The sequence below is a fragment of the Nostoc sp. genome, assembly GCF_036919675.1.
In the GTDB taxonomy this organism is placed as follows: domain Bacteria; phylum Cyanobacteriota; class Cyanobacteriia; order Cyanobacteriales; family Nostocaceae; genus Nostoc.
In genome coordinates this window covers 231,471-247,591 of the sequence record NZ_JBALCP010000102.1, presented here as the reverse complement: position 1 = coordinate 247,591, position 16,121 = coordinate 231,471, and the positions used below count along the sequence as shown (strand labels likewise).

General features: G+C 43.0%; 10 protein-coding genes. 8 read left to right on the top strand and 2 right to left on the bottom strand.

Features of this window, described 5'->3' with window-relative positions; translation table 11 throughout:
* Positions 1-247 precede the first annotated feature (247 nt).
* From V7K49_RS23485 to V7K49_RS23455, 7 genes are all read left to right on the top strand, one after another.
* Positions 248-1,318, top strand: coding sequence for an Mrp/NBP35 family ATP-binding protein (locus V7K49_RS23485; RefSeq protein WP_273766777.1), 1,071 nt, complete (start codon positions 248-250; stop codon positions 1,316-1,318).
* A gap of 235 nt (positions 1,319-1,553) precedes the next feature.
* Positions 1,554-2,870 (top strand): rod shape-determining protein RodA, encoded by a 1,317-nt coding sequence (gene rodA / locus V7K49_RS23480; protein WP_334873124.1) that lies wholly within the window; start codon positions 1,554-1,556, stop codon positions 2,868-2,870.
* Between the two features lie 876 nt (positions 2,871-3,746).
* Positions 3,747-3,944 (top strand): NAD(P)H dehydrogenase subunit NdhS, encoded by a 198-nt coding sequence (locus V7K49_RS23475; RefSeq protein ID WP_273766774.1) that lies wholly within the window; start codon positions 3,747-3,749, stop codon positions 3,942-3,944.
* A gap of 112 nt (positions 3,945-4,056) precedes the next feature.
* Positions 4,057-4,713 carry an HAS-barrel domain-containing protein gene (locus V7K49_RS23470; protein ID WP_334873129.1) on the top strand — a complete coding sequence of 219 codons (657 nt, stop codon included), beginning with the start codon at positions 4,057-4,059 and terminating at the stop codon, positions 4,711-4,713.
* Positions 4,714-4,854: 141 nt separating this feature from the next.
* Positions 4,855-6,993 (top strand): cation:proton antiporter domain-containing protein, encoded by a 2,139-nt coding sequence (locus tag V7K49_RS23465; RefSeq protein WP_335207728.1) that lies wholly within the window; start codon positions 4,855-4,857, stop codon positions 6,991-6,993.
* Between the two features lie 435 nt (positions 6,994-7,428).
* Positions 7,429-8,379 carry a UDP-glucuronic acid decarboxylase family protein gene (locus V7K49_RS23460; RefSeq protein ID WP_273766770.1) on the top strand — a complete coding sequence of 317 codons (951 nt, stop codon included), beginning with the start codon at positions 7,429-7,431 and terminating at the stop codon, positions 8,377-8,379.
* Positions 8,380-8,519: 140 nt separating this feature from the next.
* Positions 8,520-9,911, top strand: coding sequence for a UDP-glucose dehydrogenase family protein (locus tag V7K49_RS23455; RefSeq protein WP_335207727.1), 1,392 nt, complete (start codon positions 8,520-8,522; stop codon positions 9,909-9,911).
* 377 nt (positions 9,912-10,288) lie between these two features.
* On the opposite strand, the gene V7K49_RS23450 is transcribed toward V7K49_RS23455, so the two are convergent.
* Positions 10,289-11,083: an LmeA family phospholipid-binding protein gene (locus tag V7K49_RS23450; protein ID WP_334873136.1), complete on the bottom strand. Its 795-nt coding sequence runs from the start codon at positions 11,081-11,083 to the stop codon at positions 10,289-10,291.
* 444 nt (positions 11,084-11,527) lie between these two features.
* Here V7K49_RS23450 and V7K49_RS23445 point away from each other — a divergent pair, with 444 nt between their 5' ends.
* Positions 11,528-13,306 (top strand): DUF262 domain-containing protein, encoded by a 1,779-nt coding sequence (locus V7K49_RS23445; protein ID WP_335207726.1) that lies wholly within the window; start codon positions 11,528-11,530, stop codon positions 13,304-13,306.
* 310 nt (positions 13,307-13,616) lie between these two features.
* Here V7K49_RS23445 and V7K49_RS23440 read toward each other — a convergent pair whose 3' ends face one another.
* Complete coding sequence (locus tag V7K49_RS23440; protein ID WP_335207725.1) at positions 13,617-15,632, bottom strand: cytochrome-c peroxidase; 2,016 nt, start codon at positions 15,630-15,632, stop codon at positions 13,617-13,619.
* Positions 15,633-16,121: the final 489 nt, after the last annotated feature.

Below are 16,121 nucleotides of genomic sequence, written 5' to 3'. Positions count from 1 at the left end.
GGCAGTTATTGTAGGTGAAAGGGGGAAAATACTCCCCTCTGCTCCCCTGCTTCTTTTCCCATGCCCAATAACTAATCCCTAAAGAAAGTTAAGATTCTATTAGGTAATAATGCAATTTGCTAAGTTTTGTTACGGCAGGAACAGTGAAAACACTAAGCTGACCTTACTTAAAAAAGCATCCAGTTAATAACTAAGATGTTCGCCACGAGTGTATTTTTTCATTTTCAATTTTGAATTTTGAATTTTTATGTACGATGTCCTTGACTCCCGCTCTGTGTTAGAAGTGTTGCGACCAGTAGAAGACCCAGAACTCCGCAAAAGTCTGGTAGAACTGAATATGATTCGCAACGTGAAAATTGACGATGGTAAGGTTAGCTTCACTTTGGTGTTGACCACTCCTGCCTGTCCTTTACGTGAATTTATCGTTGAAGACTGTCAGAAAGCTGTCAAAAAGCTCCCAGGTGTTACAGATGTAAGCATAGAAGTGACGGCAGAAACACCACAACAAAAAAGTTTGCCCGATCGCACTGGCATTTCTGGGGTGAAAAATATCATTGCTGTTTCCAGTGGCAAAGGTGGCGTTGGTAAAAGTACAGTGGCGGTGAATGTAGCAGTAGCTTTAGCTCAAACTGGGGCGAAAGTCGGCTTGCTAGATGCTGATATTTACGGCCCCAATGACCCTACCATGCTGGGTTTAGCTGATGCCCAAATTACTGTCCGCTCAACCGAAACAGGTGATATCCTAGAACCTGCTTTTAATCACGGCGTCAAATTAGTTTCAATGGGCTTTTTGATTGACCGAGATCAACCAGTAATTTGGCGTGGGCCTATGCTCAATGGTGTAATTCGCCAGTTTCTCTATCAAGTGCAATGGGGAGAACTGGACTATTTGATTGTAGATATGCCACCGGGAACCGGAGATGCTCAGTTAACTTTAACCCAAGCAGTGCCGATGGCAGGGGCGGTAATTGTCACCACGCCGCAAACTGTAGCCTTGTTAGATTCTCGCAAGGGATTGCGGATGTTCCAGCAGATGAATGTCCCGGTATTGGGGATCGTGGAAAATATGAGCTATTTTATCCCCCCCGATCAACCGGATAAGCAGTATGATATCTTCGGTTCCGGTGGTGGCTCCAAAACAGCCGCCGAATTGGGAGTGCCACTGTTGGGGTGCGTGCCGCTAGAGATATCCACACGAGTTGGCGGTGATAGCGGTGTACCGATAGTCGTTGGTGAGCCAGATTCAGCTTCAGCAAAAGCATTAACAGCGATCGCTCTTACTATTGCTGGTAAAGTATCAGTTGCTGCTTTGACATAATTAATTTTAATTTCTATCTACTTTTTGGGCTATAGCTTGGGAATACTAGGGATTGGGTATGGGGCATGGGGCATGGGGACAAGGAAGATAAGTAGAGAAGTTTGAGATAAGACTTCCTTAAATCAGAACTTTAGAGGGACAACGAGAATAAGCAATGCCCAATACTTCGGCTACTTCGACTCCGCTCAGTACAAGTGCCCAATGCCCAACACTTAAAAAAGTCTAAACTGGCACAATGTTGTTAAAACGATCGCTCCCCAAAATTCGCTGGAAGTCTTGGGTTAAGCCCTGGCAGGATGTAGATTGGCTACTATTTTGTTTGCCAATTGCTGTCAGTATCTTTGGTGGCATCATGATCCTCAGCACGGAACTGAAGCAGCCAGTAACTGACTGGTGGTGGCACTGGCTGGTAGCGGGTATCGGTGTGCTTATAGCTCTATTTTTATCTCGCACGCGTTACGAACTCTTGATGCAGTGGCACTGGGTAACATACGCACTAACGAACTTTAGCTTAATCGCCGTGATGATTGCTGGTACTAGCGCCAAAGGGGCGCAGCGGTGGATTAGTATCGCTGGTTTTAACGTGCAACCCTCAGAATTTGCCAAAGTCGGCATGATCATCACCTTAGCAGCTTTGCTACACAGGCGCACTGCTTCTAGTCTTGAAGGTGTTTTCCGGGTTCTGGCAATCACTGCTATACCTTGGGGATTAGTATTTTTACAGCCAGATTTAGCAACATCACTGGTATTTGGTGCGATCGTTTTAGGAATGCTTTACTGGGCAAATGCTAACCCAGGCTGGTTAGTTCTGATGGTTTCTCCGGTGGTTGCCGCCATTTTGCTGAGTATATCTTGGCCTTTATCAGAGCCGATAGTTTTATTCAAAGAACTATCTTTTGGCCCATTAGGGCTAGTTTGGTCAGTTGCGATGGCGATTGTGGGCTGGCAAACTCTTCCTTGGCGTCGATTTGGTTTCGGTGCTATCAGTGCATGGAGTCTCAATATACTGGGTGGCGAATTAGGAGTTTTCGCCTGGAACCATATTTTGAAACTGTATCAAAAAGAGCGGCTAACTGTATTCATGGACCCCGATCATGATCCACTAGGTGCTGGGTATCACTTAATCCAATCTCGCATTGCTATTGGTGCTGGTGAAATTTGGGGATGGGGTCTGTTCAAGGGGCCAATGACACAACTGAATTTTGTACCTGAACAGCATACAGATTTTATTTTCTCAGCAGTGGGGGAAGAATTCGGTTTTGTTGGTTGTTTGGTAGTGCTGTTTGTCTTCTGCTTAATTTGCTTCCGTCTACTGCATATTGCCCAAACCGCCAAAGATAACTTTGGTTCCTTGTTAGCTATTGGCGTTTTTTCCATGATCGTGTTTCAGGTGATTGTTAATGTTGGCATGACTGTAGGTTTAGCGCCTGTGGCAGGAATTCCGCTACCTTGGATGAGTTATGGGCGTTCTGCTATGCTGACCAACTTCATTTCCTTGGGAATAGTAGAATCGGTAGCAAATTTTCGCCAAAGACAGAAGTATTATTCATGAGTCAAGGGTCAACCAATTTTGGATAATGGAATTGACGATAGCGCAGCGTAAAGCCTGCGGCATGGCAACTCTTAGAGAGGCTGCGCCAACGCTTAGAGCGAGTCCGCGTACCCCTACGGGGAAGCAAGCTAGCAAGAGCGTCTCGTAAGAGAGCGTCTTTTGGATTTGTTCCGCCCACGTTAGCGTCTCCAAGAGTTGTGCGGGGCGGGGCATGAACCAAATAAAATCTAAAATCTAAAATCTAAAATCTAAAATCTAAAATCTAAAATCTAAAATTGGCACAGTCAAAAACTCCTAGACTGTGGACTTTAGGACTTACCGCACAAGAGATCCTTAAAAAGAGGGCTTTTGGTTCCCCCTCCTTTTTAAAGCTACCGTGTACACACAAGTCGGAAAACCTCATCCACATTGGCTTGAATCTCGTAGGGTGCGTTAGGACTAATGTCCTAACGCACCGAAAATCTGGGATAGTGCCTTACCCTACGGCATAACACTAATTAGCGATCGCTTCCTACTCTTGGGTAAACCGAAAATCTGGGATGGTGCATTAGGCATTAGCCACATTTTTGTCACAGTTAAAGTATTACACTGATCCACATCCCGCCCAGAACTTAAGTTCAGCGGCTCAGAACTACTGATCCAAGTGGACTAAAATTTTCCCTAACACACAGAGTCTAACCATTTACATGACTTAAAACCTTGTATTTAGTCTTTTTGAAAGGACTTAACCTATAAGCAAGAGAAATTTATTTATTTCAAGGCGGGTTGGCAACGAAGCCAGAGATTAAAAAGATATGGGTAACGACAAGAAGCATTTAGGCTGGGGACTGTCAAAAGTATTAAGCTATATAACAGGAAACAAGCGAGGCTAAAAACATGATTCTGCCTGGAGCAACTGTTCGCGTCAACAATCGTGCAGATACCTATTACCGCTACGAAGGACTCGTGCAACGGGTGAGTGATGGCAAAGTAGCCGTATTATTTGAAGGTGGGAACTGGGATAAATTAGTTACCTTCCGCCTGAGCGAATTGTCACTCGTAGAGACCACAGCCGGACGTAAAAAAGCCAAATAAGATTAGTTAGGAGTTAGGAGTTATGATTCCTTAACTCATCATTCATAACTTCTAACTCAGCACTCAGCACTGGCTCAACCATAGCTATCCGCTAACAGCACTTAGCACTCCCATGCGCCTCCCCCTACCACAGTTTGCTACTGGCGATCGCCATCCCAACCACATTGCGGAGGTGATTGAGACTAATAGTACCGAATTTTTGGCCCAGTGTTTGGAACCGGAAGATTTGAGCTTTCCCTCCATGCCACCTTTTGGTAGTTGGGTCTGTTCTATAGATGAAGAATCTGGCAATCAAGTTTATGCTGTGGTGTATTATGCCACAACCATGCCGATAGATTCCGTACACCGGGCCAGAGCTTTGGGGTTGTCATTGCAAGACTTACGCGAGGAACAACCCCAAATATTTGCCATGCTCAGAACTGAATTCCGGGCTGCGATCGTGGGATTTGAGCAGTCTTCCCAAAATCGAGGTTATAACCAAAGAATATATCAGTATCTACCACCCCGTCCCCCGCAAATTCATCAAGCTGTTTATCGGTGCGAACCAGAAGCGATCATTAAATTTACTGAAGAACTAGATTTTTTGCGGACACTGCTTTGTATTAACGGTGCGCCAGTAGAGTCTTTGAGCGCAGCTGCTATTCGAGATGTATACCAGTTACGCAAAGCTGACCGAGAATGGTTAATTAAAGCTGGACGTAGCCTGAGCGTGCTACTAAAAGACGACTATGATCGCTTGCGGTTCATTTTGAGTCAAATCCATCCGTAGGTAGTTAGTTCTTAAACAATTGCCTAGTTAGTGTAAGTTAATATTTTTGATTTTTCGTCAGGTGGCTTCTACATTTATATCGCTCAGGCGATTGGCCCCAAGGTAATCGCAGTTTTACCATAGCCCCTTCAATTCCTACCTATGGAACTCATATCACAAGTTCTTGTTCTGGAACCAACTTCCCAAGTTCTTGGCAAGGAACCAATTGTTCCCTTTGCTATTTTGCTAGTGGTCATCTTAGTTATACCCATCATGTTTGAGCGGCTAAGATTACCAGGATTAGTGGGTTTGGTTTTCTCAGGGCTAGTACTTGGGCCCTCAGGCTGGAATCTATTTCAGTCTGACTCGCCGCTGATTAACCTGCTATCAGACATTGGGTTAATTTACTTGCTGTTTGTCGCAGGGTTAGAAGTTGATCTAGAACAGTTCCGCCGCCAGAAAAGTCGTGCCTTTGGGTTTGCTAGCTTGACTTTCAGTGTACCCCTGGTGATGGGAACCTTAGTAGGGCTAATTTTAGGCTCTGGCTGGAATACTTCAATCTTAATTGGCTCTTTATTCGCTTCCTATACTCTTTTGGCATATCCCATAATTAGTCGTTTGGGAGTGGTAAACAATGAAGCTGTTACTGTCACCATTGGAGCTAAGATTTTTACAGATATTGGTGCAGTGCTGATATTGGCTGTTTGTGTAGGCATCACTCATGCTGGAGCATTCAGCTTTGCTAAACTACTCACCTTATCGGGTTGGTTAACTATTTACTCTGTTGCCGTTGTCACAGGCTTTGATTGGGCAGGCAAAGAATTTTTCAAACGGTCTGGAGACGACGAAGGAAACAAGTTTTTGTTTGTGTTGCTTTCTGTGTTTCTGGCGGCTGTGGGCGCTCAATTGATTGGGGTAGAAAAAATTGTTGGTGCTTTTTTAGCGGGTTTGGCGGTGAATGAAGCTGTGGGTGAAGGCCCAGTCAAAGAAAAGGTGGTATTTATTGGCAGTGTGCTATTTATTCCCATTTTCTTTGTTGACCTTGGCTTACTGATCAATCTACCTGCCTTTGTGAACAACCTGGACACGCTCAAGTTAACGCTGTTGATGATAGTCGGTTTGATTGTTAGTAAATTAATTGCAGCTTTGTTCACAAAACTGGTTTACCGCTATAAGTGGCAAGAAATGCTAACCATCTGGTCGCTATCACTTCCCCAGGTTGCTACAACCCTAGCAGCAACGTTAGTGGGATATCGGGCTGAGTTGCTGCCACTAGAAGTATTACACAGTGTCATTGTCTTAATGCTTGTCACATCAACCTTGGGGCCGTTGATGACTAGTAGAATAGCTGTTGGTTTGAATTCCTCACCAGCCGAAGATCCAGCACCACCCCTACCTAACCAAAACGCACCAGAAACAGACAGTGCTTTTACTATAGTCGTACCTGTTTATAATCCTCAGACCGAGCAGTATTTGATTGAAATGGCGGCGTTATTAGCGCGTCAGTCTCAGGGCAAAATTGTACCACTAGCGATCGCTGCTGCTGCTGCTCAGATGGATGCACCGCAGTTAGAAGCCTCTCTACAACGGAGTGAGCGGTTATTGACCAAAGCCACGGCACAAAGTCGAGTATTGGGTGTGGCCGCAGAACCACTGCTGCGAATTGATGATGCCTTTGCTCAGGGAATTAGCAGAGCTGCTCGTGAACAAAAAGCTAATTTAATTGTTATGGGTTGGGGTAAACGGACTGGGTTGCGAGCGCGTTTATTTGGGAATGTGATTGATGGTGTGCTTTGGGCATCCCATTGTCCAGTAGCGGTGACACGTCTAGTAGAATCACCGAAAAAAATTCAGCGCATCTTAGTACCAGTAGAAAACTTAACAGCACCTATATTACAGCCTGTGCAATTTGCCCAGATGCTGGCAGAGGCAAATCAGAGCCACATTACTGTGCTAAATGTGTGCGATCGCCGCACTAGTTCCAGTAAAATTGCTTGGAGGCGATCGCATCTCTCCCTATTGGTATCTAAATTAGCTTTGACCAATACCCCAGAAATTCAAATTATCGCTCATGAAAATGTTGCCCAAGCAATTTTGCAGGCAGCACGATTATATGATTTAGTAGTTTTACCTTTTATACGTAATCGTACCAGTCCTGGAGGGTTAGCCATTAGCGATGTCACAACCCAGTTAGCCAGACAACTCACCTGCTCCATTATCATGCTTGGAGAACCGCAAAGCACTCAAACCACAAATATAGTTATGTTTAACCCAGTTACCAGCATTACATCTGCTGTATGATCCGAGGCAGAGTTCAGTCAACAAGAGGATGAAGGGACGACTTGGAGACAGGGGGACGACTTTGCATTGACAAAAATCTTTGCAAAAAATGAATCGACTGTAGGGATGTACAACTCTACATTTCTGGTCAACCTCCTCTCTGCTCTTTGCATCCGAGTGAGAACAGTAATAACCGTAAAAACACTTTATATTATTGAAGATTTGATGAACTTTAGGTGGAAGACTGACAATCTTGAGACTAAGTTTGTTATTTTGCTAGTTAAATTCCTAAAGAAGCAGGTAAAAATATCACAAACCTACAATCTAAGTAAGTTCAACAACACTTATTGATTGAACCTTGTTCTTTTTTTCGTTTTGTATTTTTGTCCTCAAGCTGGGTAATCTAAAAGTAAGTGCAATAGCTACTAGAAAATATTTGTAAGTAACTGGGAAACTATGAGAATTTTGGTGACGGGCGGTGCTGGGTTTATTGGTTCCCATCTCATCGACCGACTAATGACTGATGGGCATGAATTAATATGCTTGGATAATTTTTACACTGGTCATAAACGCAACATTCTTAAATGGTTAGGTCATCCGTACTTTGAACTGATCCGCCACGATATTACCGAACCAATTCGGTTAGAAGTGGATCAAATTTATCATTTAGCTTGTCCTGCTTCTCCGGTACATTACCAGTACAACCCAGTTAAAACCGTAAAAACTAACGTGATGGGAACACTGAATATGTTGGGGCTGGCTAAACGTGTGAAAGCTAGGTTTTTCTTGGCTTCAACTAGTGAAGTATATGGAGATCCAGAAGTTCATCCCCAACCCGAAGAGTACAGGGGTAGCGTCAATCCCATTGGGATACGTTCATGCTACGACGAAGGCAAAAGAATTGCTGAGACTCTAGCATTTGATTACTATAGGCAAAATAAAGTTGATATTCGAGTTGCTCGGATTTTCAATACCTACGGACCGAGAATGTTAGAAAACGATGGTCGGGTGGTGAGCAACTTTATAGTTCAAGCCTTGCGAGGTAATCCTTTAACCGTGTACGGTGATGGTTCGCAAACTCGTAGTTTCTGCTACGTTTCCGATTTAGTGGAAGGATTCATCCGCCTGATGAATGGCGAGTACATTGGCCCAGTAAATTTGGGCAATCCTGGTGAATACACGATTTTACAATTAGCACAAGCAGTGCAAAATATGATCAACCCGGACGCACAGATTAAATTCGAGACGCTACCTTCGGACGATCCCCGGCGTCGCCAGCCTGATATCACAAAGGCAAAAACTTGGTTAAATTGGGAACCTACAATTCCTCTGCAAGAGGGGTTAAAACTAACAATAGAAGATTTTCGCGATCGCATTCAAAGCGATGTCAATAATTCAACTATTTAAAGCGCGTAGCGTCGCTCTGAATTTTCATACAGGTTTGATCTCGATAACTAATATCCTTAGTGGCTGAGTTTCCTGGCAGTGTATAAGTGTCTGAAAACTTCTTTTTGAAGACTAATCCCAAAAAAGTGAGGAGTTAAAAAATGCGTGTTTGCGTGATTGGTACTGGTTACGTTGGTTTAGTTACAGGTGCTTGCTTGGCTCATATTGGACACGATGTAATTTGCGTAGACAACAACGAAGAAAAAGTTAAGTTAATGAAGTCTGGACAGTCCCCAATTTTTGAGCCGGGACTCTCAGAAATTATGCAGTCTGCCATTCAAACAGAGAAGATTCATTTTACTAGTGATCTCGCTGCTGGAGTTGCCCACGGAGAAATTCTGTTTATTGCTGTGGGAACACCACCTTTACCCACTGGTGAAAGTGATACTCGTTATGTTGAAGCTGTAGCCCGTGGGATTGGGGAAAATCTCAACGGTGGTTATAAAGTCATAGTGAATAAATCTACAGTCCCCATTGGCTCAGGTGACTGGGTGCGGATGCTTGTTTTAGATGGTACCGCTGAACGGCAGAAAACACTAGTAACCGCAGGTGGGGTGTCGAGTGATGAGAAATTACCTGAGGTTGCAGCCCAGTTTGATGTGATCAGTAATCCAGAGTTTTTGCGCGAAGGTTCGGCAGTTCACGACACCTTCAACCCCGATCGCATTGTACTAGGAGGCAATAGTCAAAGGGCAGTAGCTTTGATGCAACAACTGTATGCCCCAATTGTGGAACGCAAGTATGCTGAGGATCAATCTTTACCCCCTGTGCCAATTTTGGCAACAGACCTGAGTTCGGCGGAGATGATCAAATACGCTGCTAACGCCTTTTTAGCCACTAAGATTAGTTTTATTAACGAAGTTGCTAATATTTGCGATCGCGTCGGTGCTGATGTCACCCAAGTAGCTAAAGGTATTGGTCTAGACTCCCGCATTGGTAACAAGTTTTTACAAGCTGGTATTGGTTGGGGCGGTTCCTGCTTTCCCAAAGATGTCTCCGCCCTGATTCACACTGCTGATGACTATGGTTATGAAGCCCAGCTACTGAAAGCTGCTGTCAGTGTCAACGAACGTCAGCGGTTGATTGCTCTGGAGAAACTCCAACATGTTCTGAAAATTCTCAAAGGCAAAACAGTCGGACTACTCGGACTGACCTTCAAGCCAGATACCGACGACTTGCGCGACGCCCCAGCACTCAACCTAATTGAGCAGCTAAACCGACTAGGAGCCAAAGTCAAAGCCTATGACCCCATTGTTTCCCAAACAGGTCTACGTCATGGGCTTTCCGGTGTACAAGTAGAAACCGATGCCGAAAGACTTGCTGACGGCTGCGATGCTTTAGTACTCGTCACCGAATGGCAGCAGTTCAGCACTCTGGATTATGTGAAGATGGCAAAATTGATGGCTCACCCCGTTATCATCGATGGTCGTAACTTCCTCAACCCCGAAACAATGATCCGGGCTGGATTCCAATATGTAGGCGTAGGAAGATAGATAGTTAGGAGTTATGAGTGATCCAATGATGGATAAGAATTACTTACAACCTATAATCCATAACTGCTGACTCTAACTCTCTTAAAAACCCAAAAATTTATTTACAATACCGCCTAGATCGTTTTGGGCGGTATTTAATTTTGTTTTAGAGCTTCGCGCAAAGATGCAAAGACGCGAAAAAAACGCGAATTCGACGGCTCATATAGTGTCCGTCTAATTAGCTGAATCAAAATACCTCTAAGAGATTTTACTAGATTAAACCGTCCCTCTCCGACGGGACAGAGGGACAGACTTGAACTAAAGTTCAAAGCAGGGAGAGGTTCGCCGAACTCACGTTAAAAAAACTTTACTTACCTTGTATACGTCAAAGTTTCATGTCAAGCGCTACTTGGAATACGCTCAATTTCAGCATATCCACTGAAAATAAGTTTTTGACCTTCAGTTTCTAATCGGTTGAGCCGCATTTTCACTCCATCGAGGTCAAAGCGATCCAAATCAACCATATTATCCAAAATTTCTACCAGTGCCACGCTCAAGGTTTGCGAGATTTCCCGCTGGGCTTCTGGCACTTGGTCGAGTTCAATTTTCGGATCTTTGAAAGAAACTCGCCGCCGCCTTTCAATGCCTATAGTTAGAATCATGCTCAGGGGTACAAGTTCGCCATTGTTTAAATCTGCTTTTGCTACGAGCTGTAAGCGATTTTCAGGTAATAGCTGTACCTGAACTTCCGTAAAGGAGACCGGTTCACCGCCAGATAATGCCGTCAGTGATGGTACCGAGAGATTAAGCAGGCGCTTTTTCACCAGTTCCGCATTAAAGGCTTGGTTTATGCCTGCTTCTGATAGAATTACCTGAGCGATCGCTTGAGTGGGTTGCTTGAGACTGAGTTTGCCACTTAAAACCGAGCCGAAGTCAATGGCAACGGCATCGGTTTCAAAAGACATCTCCTCTACCGCAAAATCTCTCCGAATCACCAAGCCACTACCGCTCATTTTGAAGCTATCAATGCTGCCTTGCAACAGTTTGCTGGAGGGATAGCAGCGCACAAAAACTTCTACTGACTCGCTTTGAGTAAACAGGTGGCGAATCGTTTGGCTGGCGACTGTGTTGAGCATCCGCTCTCCCCAATCTGTGCCTTTAGGATTTTGTAAACCAGTAAGTCCGCCGAACATGTGGTTTTGGGTCTCTAGAAGTTCTTTGTACTTTTGTAACAAACTGTGAAGAATACAGCAAGCGATCCCGTGATTAATTGTGCTAATGGGTAGGTATGAGATCGCTGATGGTTAGAAGTTCAATGTATCAGATATTACTAACCACAAAGGTAGTGGAGGACATAAACGCGTGTCAAACACGTTTTGTTGAGGAATTTAAACGGGAAATGCAGCAGAAGTATGGCATTTCTAGTGAGGAAAACTGAGTCAGATGTTGACATTGATATAAAATTTCTGCAAGGAAAGTTATCAATAACTGATTGGTGGGAATACTTGAATTAGGACATCAGACAGCTTCTTACCACTGCTAACGATGACACAGCTAAATCCAGTCTAGCTGATTACGTAAGAGCGGTTTGTGTTGAAGCTTTGATACCTACAGTTTTCCAATAAAATACTAAAACCATGAAAGCTACTCAAACCAAGTTTCTCAACTTCTTAGAAGGCAATAAACAATTAATCATCCCTATCTATCAGCGTCCTTATAGTTGGACAATTACCCAATGCCAGCAGCTATGGAATGATATTTTGCGTGCTGCTAAGAACAATGAAATTTCAGGGCATTTCATTGGTTCATTAGTTTACATGGTAGATACTGTGTATCTAACAGCAGTAATACCTAAATTGTTAGTTATTGATGGTCAGCAACGTTTAACAACCCTTTCATTACTACTTTCTGTTTTAAGTAAAGCTATTAGAGCAAGTAATAAAGAAATTGATATTAGTTCTGAAGCCCTAGAGGATTTTTATCTTTTTAATAGACATGCAAAGGGTAGTGAACGATACAAGTTACTTTTAAATAAGAAAGATAGAGAAACTCTAATTCGATTGCTAGAAGATACAGAAATATCTAACGATAAATCTCAGCAACTTGTTGATAACTACCGATATTTTGAGAGTCAAATTCCTAAACTAGACATTGACCTCAATAGCCTGTACCGAGGTATATGCAAGTTAATGATTGTAGAAATTTCTTTGGAGCGCGATCGTGATGATCCACAATTAATATTTGAAAGTCTAAATTCTACAGGACTTGAGCTTTCGGAAGCAGACAAGATTCGGAACTATGTACTGATGGGACTTCAACCGGAGGAGCAGAACGAAATTTACAACCTCTATTGGCATCCAATGGAGAAAAACTTTGATAAAACCGGATATTCTCAGCTATTTGACCGCTTCATTCGGGACTATCTGACCATCAAATCTAGATCAGGAACTATTCCTAATATTAGAGAAGTCTATAGTAGCTTTAAAATTTATGTACAAGGTAAAAAAGATACTTTAATCAAAGAGATATTAGCGGATGTTTACCTTTACTCTAAATATTTTGTCAAATTAGCTTTTGCTGAGGAAACTGACCAAAAAATTAAGCAGTTAATTACGGATATTAATACTCTTAAGGTAGATGTTGCCTATCCATTTTTAATAGAAGTTTATGATGATTATAATCAAAATAAAATAGCACGACAAGAATTTATCAGCATTCTTAAGCTTGTGGAAAGCTATGTATTTCGGCGGACTATCTGTGGCATTCCTACTAGCTCTATGAACAAGAGTTTTGCCACTTTAAGCCGAGAAATTGACCGAGAAAACTACCTAGAAAGTTTACAGATTGCTTTGAATGGTAAAAAGAGTTACAAAAGATTTCCAGGTGATGAAGAGTTTCGTCGAGAGTTTGCATTTAAGGATATTTACAACTTTCGTGGTCGCAACTATCTACTTCGTAAACTAGAAAATTATGAGCGGAAAGAGTTAGTCAATGTTGAAGAATATACTATAGCGGTTATCGATTGGATGATAACACCAAAATCATTGCTGTCAAATCATTTCAGCAAAGTTTTTGTATCTCACTCAACTGCACACCGCTATATTGAGCATATCATGCCACAAAATCCCAATCTTTCTTTAGAATGGCAGGTAGATTTGGGAGAACAATGGAAAGAAATTCGAGCCAAGTATCTACACACTATTGGCAATCTAACTCTAACTGGATATAACCCTGAGTTGAGCGATCGCCCGTTTATAGAGAAGCGGGATAAAAAGGATGGTGGATTCGCAGATAGTCCTCTACGTCTGAATCGAGGGTTGCGACATCTGAAACAGTGGAACGAAACAGAAATCAATAAAAGAGCGGAATTATTAGCAGATATGGCTGTTAGAGTTTGGTCTTCTCCATTTATGTGAAATAAGGCGATCGCAACCTCTACGCAAAAGTGCGTAGACGCGGAGCGGCTTGTCCTCAGACATCGCCTCTTTCATAATCATGAAGCTATCTGGTAAATCGCTGATCAATATCTCGTTTCATGAATTGTCGTAAATACGTCTAAAAATAAGTTATTGATAAAACTTACTTGCGCGTGCTTGCCCATCTTTGTTATAAATCTAGCTTAAAATTAAGTGATATTCATCCCTAAGTTAGAAAATCTGCCCAATGCTGCTACTTTGGATAAAGCAATGCAACAAGGGCAGATGGTTAGGTTTCAAGTCTAGAGTCTTACTCTAAGAAATTTGGCTGGGGAGTAGTGACACCATTACGACCAACTGCGGCTATTTCCATTAGCTGATCTGTAGCAGTAGGAGTTCCATTAGTATTGCCACTGGCAGTCACTGAACTTTGATCGCCGGGATGTCCATTGGGGATGAACAATTGCGGATGGTCAAAGGGTGCTTGTTCAAGGAGGACTCGCTGATCGGTAAGTCCGGTTCTTAAGAAAGCGACCAAATCAGCTTTTTTAGCATCGCTTAAGTTCAACGGTGCTGCACCAGGTCCACCGTCGTCACCTCGACCACGATTGTAAAAGTCTACTACTTGCTCCAGAGTTGCCTTCCCACCGTTATGCATATATGGAGCTGTCAAGCCGATGTTACGGAGGGCAGGTGCTTTGAAAAGTGATGTGGTAGTGTTTCCGGCTCCTGCAGCACCTGGGTCATCTGAGGCAGGTCTGACTCCGTAGTTAGGGAAGAAGCCGTTAGTTGGATTATTAATGAGCGGATCAGTTGAATCAGTTGAAGCTACTCCTGCGGTTCTTCTCACCGAGGCTCTGGTGAATTCTGGAATCGTATGGCAGATGTTACAATTACCGCCGCCATTAGCCGGATTATTGACAAACACAGTCAGACCGCTTTTCTCCTGATCGGTGAGAGCATTGGTATTTCCCGCTTGGAATTTATCAAAAGGTGTCTGGTCAGACACAAGAGTAGATATATACTTTTGCATTGCTAACCCAGCGAATAAAGAAAAGTTCCAATCCCTGAGCGAAAACTGACTTGTAGGTAAAGTCAGTCCTTCCTCACTCTCATTACCATCATCATTTTTGCCGAGGACTGTTGGTGTTCCATTACTGTCAACTTGAATGATTGACTTTGACTTCCACCATTGCTTCTTAAAGGCTTGCCGAATCAGCTGATCATAGGATGCGATATCCAGACCGGGCTTACGGTTTCGACTGTTAGATCCTAAAACACTGTCTTGCCGATCTACAAGTTGTTTACCTAAGGGTCTGAGGCTTTTGAGCTTCTGACCTTTTTTCCGCAGAAATTTAGCACCGACTTGAGGTAAAGTCCGACTACCAGCAGATGTCTCAAATGGACTCAAGAGTGGCGCAGTTACTTGGGAGGCTAAAGAGGAATTGTTAAGCGAAACGGAAACAGCAGTTAGTTGCCTTGATGTTGTAGCTATGTAAACTTTAGCATTAAAGTCTGCTGCTCCTTTTATATTCACCCCATTGAAGGTTTCCTTGGCGCGACCATCCCAAAACTGGAGTTTGTTGAAGATTGCATTAATTACCGTTGGGGTATTACGCGGCTCAACTCGACGCACATTAATTCCATTGACCTGAAAGCCGTCTGGATCTGGCTCAGATGTAGTCGAATCCTCTGGTTGACCCGGAACAGTGTTATTCAAAACACTATAAAACACACCTTGGGATGAGGCGACATCGTTAGGGTCAGAAATAACAGTACTGGTTCGATCGTTAGGATCTGCCAGTTTGTGAAATGGAAAATCTGCCGCCGTGAGTTGATAATTTGCACCACCACCTACCTGGAAAGTTGTATCTTTCAGTGATGCCAAAAAACCAGGATTGATTTGATTTTTTGATCTGTTATCAGCTCCGGCATGAAAGTGACAAGTAGCACAAGACTGAATACCGTCACTACCAAGCTGCATATCCCAGAATAGGGATTTTCCTAGCTTGAGTAGGGCTGTTTGGTCTTGAACAAAGTCTCCGAGATTGCTTGGTTGAGCCACCGCTGTCAGGAGTGGTGGGTTCGCCGGATTAGGGTCTCCAGTTGTAGCCGCTGGTAAACTGGTTATGTTATTTAGGGGAGCCGGGTTCGGTGTTACCGCCGATACAATACCTCCACCAGCGATCGCCAGAGAAACTATGACGAAAATTGCCAGAGGGCGTGAATATCTTGATCCTATTCTGGTTTTATACCTTAAATAAATCCAAAAAAGCATCGAAATTAGCACTAGTAACATTGCTAATGCACCATTTGAGGGTATCATTAAGACCTCGCTATACGTGTGGGAATTATGATGTTGAAGCCATTCTTGACAGATTAAGATAAAATTAATTTTGTCAATAGTATTTACGCTGTAAATTAACTCCAAATGGGGGTATTAAATTCAATTTGACACAGAATTTTGAAGACAAAAATGAGTGATACTTTTTCAGATGACGCATAGGCAAAGCCAGCCGTAGGCACTGCTAGTCCAAAACTTGTGTTTTCTACCCTCATTTTTGCGAAATTTTTAAGCACTATTACTTATTAACAAATTGATTATGATCTTAATCTCTCAAGAAGGGGTTGAGACTGACTCACAAAAACTCAGCCTTACTTTAGATAGTACAAAACTACTAATGGAGGGATTGTAACTATGTACAAAATACCAAGCAGTACCGATGTGATTCTCTAGGCATTTCGAGAACAAAGAAGTTTTTCCTACCAAACGAGATTTCGTTGTTTAAACGCAATACCTGTGAATGAAACTGTA

Bases quoted from the DNA above. Each gene is read 5' to 3' on its own strand.
- rodA (WP_334873124.1), top strand. From the start codon at position 1,554: ATGTTGTTAAAACGATCGCTCCCCAAAATTCGCTGGAAGTCTTGGGTT.
- V7K49_RS23485 (WP_273766777.1), top strand. From the start codon at position 248: ATGTACGATGTCCTTGACTCCCGCTCTGTGTTAGAAGTGTTGCGACCA.
- V7K49_RS23450 (WP_334873136.1), bottom strand. From the start codon at position 11,083: ATGTTCGGCGGACTTACTGGTTTACAAAATCCTAAAGGCACAGATTGG.
- V7K49_RS23465 (WP_335207728.1), top strand. From the start codon at position 4,855: ATGGAACTCATATCACAAGTTCTTGTTCTGGAACCAACTTCCCAAGTT.
- V7K49_RS23445 (WP_335207726.1), top strand. From the start codon at position 11,528: ATGAAAGCTACTCAAACCAAGTTTCTCAACTTCTTAGAAGGCAATAAA.
- V7K49_RS23460 (WP_273766770.1), top strand. From the start codon at position 7,429: ATGAGAATTTTGGTGACGGGCGGTGCTGGGTTTATTGGTTCCCATCTC.
- V7K49_RS23455 (WP_335207727.1), top strand. From the start codon at position 8,520: ATGCGTGTTTGCGTGATTGGTACTGGTTACGTTGGTTTAGTTACAGGT.
- V7K49_RS23470 (WP_334873129.1), top strand. From the start codon at position 4,057: ATGCGCCTCCCCCTACCACAGTTTGCTACTGGCGATCGCCATCCCAAC.
- V7K49_RS23440 (WP_335207725.1), bottom strand. From the start codon at position 15,632: ATGATACCCTCAAATGGTGCATTAGCAATGTTACTAGTGCTAATTTCG.
- V7K49_RS23475 (WP_273766774.1), top strand. From the start codon at position 3,747: ATGATTCTGCCTGGAGCAACTGTTCGCGTCAACAATCGTGCAGATACC.